We start from the raw sequence: 3,765 nt of genomic DNA, 5'->3' as shown, positions 1-3,765 counted from the left end.
TTTGGGTCAAAATTAAGGGGAATAGCAAAAGACGAATCGATTACTTTTGATTTTAATGGATTAACATTTGACCAATATATACCAATAAACAAAAATTTAAGGTTGATTTGGGATGAATGATTTAAAGAAGAGATAAACAACGATTGTAGGGAATTGCGGTGACAGTGCACTTTTATTCTCGATGGTGGACTGTGGTCGAAGAAAATCCCCGATGATTCATCGGCCTCTTGCGAGTGCCAATCCGCCGGCTTCGCCCTCGTCGCTGTCCTTGTCTTCCTCCTCATCGTCTCCGCCATCACCTCGACCTTTGCCTTGACCGCCTGGACGCGGCTCAAGATCGCTTCGAATGAGACCGAAAGCCAGCGGTTCGGCCTGCTCGCCGAAGGCCTGACCAACGTGCTGGCCGCGCGCCTGTCGAGCGCCGGGCCGGACATCGGGTTGCCGCTCAATTTCGAGCCAGTCTCCTGCGTGGTCGGCAATCTGACCGTCGTGACGCGGCTGCAGGGGCATTCGGGCCTGATCGATCTTAACGCCGCCGATCACACTCTGCTTGTCCAGGGTTTCGCCTCGCTCGGTGTCGATCCGGAGATGTCCAACTGGCTTGCGATCGCGGTCGAATATTCGCGCAGCGGCGCCAGCATCTTTGCCGCGGTGGCCACGCAAAAGGTCGAAGTCGTGGGTGGTTTCAAGCATGCACCGTTCGAATCCGTCGCTGAGCTGCAGGACTTTTCCAGGCTGCGCTCGATCTCCTTGCCTGATCTCTACAGCACATTCACGGTCAATTCGCGGCGCGGCGATCTGGTCGTAAGTCGAGCCGGCCCCACGCTGGCCAACTTCGTCAAGGCCGGAACATCGGCAGGTGCAAAGATACCCGAGCAGGCCTTCACGATCGAGGTTTCCGTCAGCCGGCGAGGGTCGGCAATCGTCGGTTCCGCCGGCTATGTCTTCGAAAGCCGTTCGGGCGATCAAGCAAGCCTGCTCCGCACTGCAGCGGTTTTGGGAACGATAGGCGCCAAGACAAGGGGCGTGCCTCACCCAAGGCGGTAGACGTCAGGCGCCGGTCTTGATGTAGCTCTTGTAGATCCAGCCGGTCTTGCCGTTGTAGGTGATCTGGCACCATTTCTTGCAGCTCATCACCTGCACCGAGGTTTTGGCTGGCACCGTACCGATGGCGGCGGCATTTTTCTTCGGGCCGCTTCGCATGGTCACGGCCCTCAGGATGCGTCCTGTTCCGGCGGCTGCGGCTTTCCTTGGCTTCGCCTTGGCCTGGCTGTCATCACCTTCTGCCGCTGGCTCTTGAGCCGGCACTTGCGGTTGCACCTCGGGAATGGCGGCGGTTTGTGCGCCGTCGGGATGGTTGCCCGCGGTTGCGCCGGGCGCGGCTACCTTGGCAAGTTCGGTGGCGGCATCGGTATCGGCTGCCGGCTGCGCGAATGCCGCCGTTTGCTTGTCGGGTGCCTTGTCCGCCACCTGGCTGGGAGCAGTCGAATCGGACGCGGATGCGGCCTTCAGCTGGGAACCGGTCCAGCGTGGGTCATTGGCGGCGAGTGCGGGAATGTTGTCTTGCGCGGCCGCCACAGTTGTTGGAATTGCGTCGGACTTGCGCGCCTGCGGTACGGCTGCCGCAGCGACCGCGGCCCCAACCGGGGTTATTTTCGTCGTCTTCACCGGAACCGTTGGAATGGTCTGTTCGGGGCTCGCTGCCGCTTGCCTGTCGCTGGCCGGCAGCGCCAGCCACAGCGCCACGGCGGCGACGCCAAGCAGTGCGGCGGTGCCGATCGCGGCAATCACCAGATGCGAGTTCGAACGGACTTCCTGCCAGAAGGACGGCCGCATGTCGTATCCGAACTGCATGGCAAAGCGCCGACGTTCCGGCGTACCGAAACTGAAGGGCTCTCTCACTCTTGCCACCTCCATAAGCGGGCCGACGTTCTTTCAATCGGTGCCGGAAGTCCGGCGTCTGATCCGCATCGGTCCCAAAAACAACGCGGGCAGGCCCGCAACAATCCCCGAACAATCGCCCAGAACCGGCAGCTTTCGCCTGCGATTGTGGCATCAGTACGCCAACATAGAGGATTCTGCGCCTTTGCGGGAAATTGCGCAATGCGTCGCACGGGCAACAAATGTTACAACAAATATTACAATATTACATCAGGCCGGCCGGCTAGATCCTGTCGCGCAGCGCAAACCAGTTGAGCGCCAGGAACAGCAGCGGCGTGCGGAAACGCCGGCCGCCAGGGAAAGGCGGGATTTTCAGATCCTCGATCAGCTTCAGCCGGTCGCGGTTGCCGGCAACGGTTTCGGCATAGAGTTTACCGAAGTAGTTCGACAGCATGACGCCGTGGCCGGAATAGCCGCCGGCCGAGATCACATTGGGCATCACTTCGCGCACGAACGGCTTTCTTGGCACCGTGATGCCGACATAGCCGCCCCAGCCATGCGTGATCTCGACATCCCCGAGCGCCGGATAGAGTTCCGCGATCTGGCGGCGGATGTGGATGTGGATATCCCGGGGATCGTTGACGCCATAGACCTCGCGTCCGCCAAACAGCAGCCGTCCGTCCTTCGATTTGCGGAAATAACGCACGACGAAGCGGGAATCGTCGACCGCCTCGCCGCCCGGCAGCACGTCCGAGTGCGTATCCAGAGGCACCGTCGCGCCGATGAACGAACCGATCGGCATGACGTGCGCGGCACTCACCGGCTCGAGCGTGCCCCCATAGGCGTTGACCGCGATCAGGCATTTCTGCGCCGTCACCGTGCCTCTCGGTGTCGAAACCTTGACCTTGCCGCCACTGGAAATGATGCCGGTTGATTGAGTCCCCTCGAACAGCTGCGCGCCTGCAAGCGCTGCCACCCGCGCCGTGCCGATCACCAGCTTCATCGGATGGATGTGCCCTGTGCCGGTGTCGCGCGTGCCGCCGAAATAGGCGGTCGAGCCCAGCCGCTCCGCCGTCTCCCTGGCATCCATGAACGAGATATGCGGGTAGGAAAAACGGCTCGCCATGATCTCGGCATGCGCCTTGTAGTCATCGACATAGCGCGGCTTGTGCGCCACCGAGAGCTGGCCCGGCATATAGTCGATATCGATCTGGTTGGCGGCAGTGAATTCGAGGAGATGCGCCTTCGCCTCTTCGGCAAGATCAAACAGCGCCTTGGCGCGGGACAAGCCGTACTCGGCTTCCAGGTCCTCGGCCCAGACGCGCTGGCCGGTGCCAAGTTGGCCACCATTGCGCCCGGAGGCGCCATCACCGAAGCGATACGCCTCGATCAAAACGACATTGGCGCCCGCCTTGGCCAGATGCGCTGCCGCCGACAGGCCGGTAAAACCGCCGCCGATGACAACGACGTCGCATGTCCGGTCGCCATCCAGCGCCGGGTATTCAGGCCGCGGGCCGGCCGTGTCCTCATACCAGGAACGGCCGGGGGAGATCGGGGATTGGTAGGGCATGATGCTCGCAGGCAGTAGGGCAGTAGGGCAGTAGGGCAGTAGGGCAGTAGGGCAGTAGGTGGGGACTATTCTGGGGACAATTTACGGATCAGAAGCCGCAAGAGCGTTCCGACGCTCTCACTGCGGGCCATCAATGATTCGATCGTCTCGTGCGAGGCGATTCCGACGCGTTGCGCGATCAGCAGATGGGTCTCCAGTTCCTTGAGTGATCCCTGGGCGATCCTGAGAAATTGCTGATAGGAAGCTCGGCTTTCTCGCCCGTAACCTTCGGCAATGTTGGCGGGAACGGAGGTGGCTGCACGGCGTACCTGAGT

General features: G+C 61.2%; 4 protein-coding genes. 1 reads left to right on the top strand and 3 read right to left on the bottom strand.

Annotated features, from left to right (window positions below; translation table 11 throughout):
* Positions 1–312: 312 nt before the first annotated feature.
* A complete protein-coding gene (locus tag EN991_RS27165) occupies positions 313–1,047 on the top strand; it encodes a general secretion pathway protein GspK (RefSeq protein WP_127369910.1) in 735 nt (244 codons plus the stop codon).
* Between the two features lie 3 nt (positions 1,048–1,050).
* Here EN991_RS27165 and EN991_RS27160 read toward each other — a convergent pair whose 3' ends face one another.
* The 3 genes from EN991_RS27160 to EN991_RS27150 all read right to left on the bottom strand — a co-directional run.
* The gene (locus EN991_RS27160; RefSeq protein ID WP_027162286.1) at positions 1,051–1,902 is read right to left on the bottom strand and encodes an SH3 domain-containing protein; all 852 of its coding nucleotides are present in this window, start codon (positions 1,900–1,902) and stop codon (positions 1,051–1,053) included.
* 262 nt (positions 1,903–2,164) lie between these two features.
* On the bottom strand, positions 2,165–3,451 hold the full coding sequence (locus EN991_RS27155) for an FAD-binding oxidoreductase (protein WP_127369909.1): 1,287 nt from the start codon (positions 3,449–3,451) through the stop codon (positions 2,165–2,167).
* A 65-nt stretch (positions 3,452–3,516) separates the two neighbouring features.
* A partial coding sequence (locus EN991_RS27150) for a four helix bundle protein (RefSeq protein WP_164769394.1) occupies positions 3,517–3,765 on the bottom strand: 249 nt, incomplete at its 5' end.

This window comes from Mesorhizobium sp. M7A.F.Ca.US.005.03.2.1, assembly GCF_003997795.1.
Taxonomy (GTDB): Bacteria; Pseudomonadota; Alphaproteobacteria; order Rhizobiales; family Rhizobiaceae; genus Mesorhizobium; species Mesorhizobium ciceri.
This window is presented reverse-complemented; position numbering and strand designations above follow the sequence as displayed.

Bases quoted from the DNA above. Each gene is read 5' to 3' on its own strand.
- EN991_RS27155 (WP_127369909.1), bottom strand. From the start codon at position 3,451: ATGCCCTACCAATCCCCGATCTCCCCCGGCCGTTCCTGGTATGAGGAC.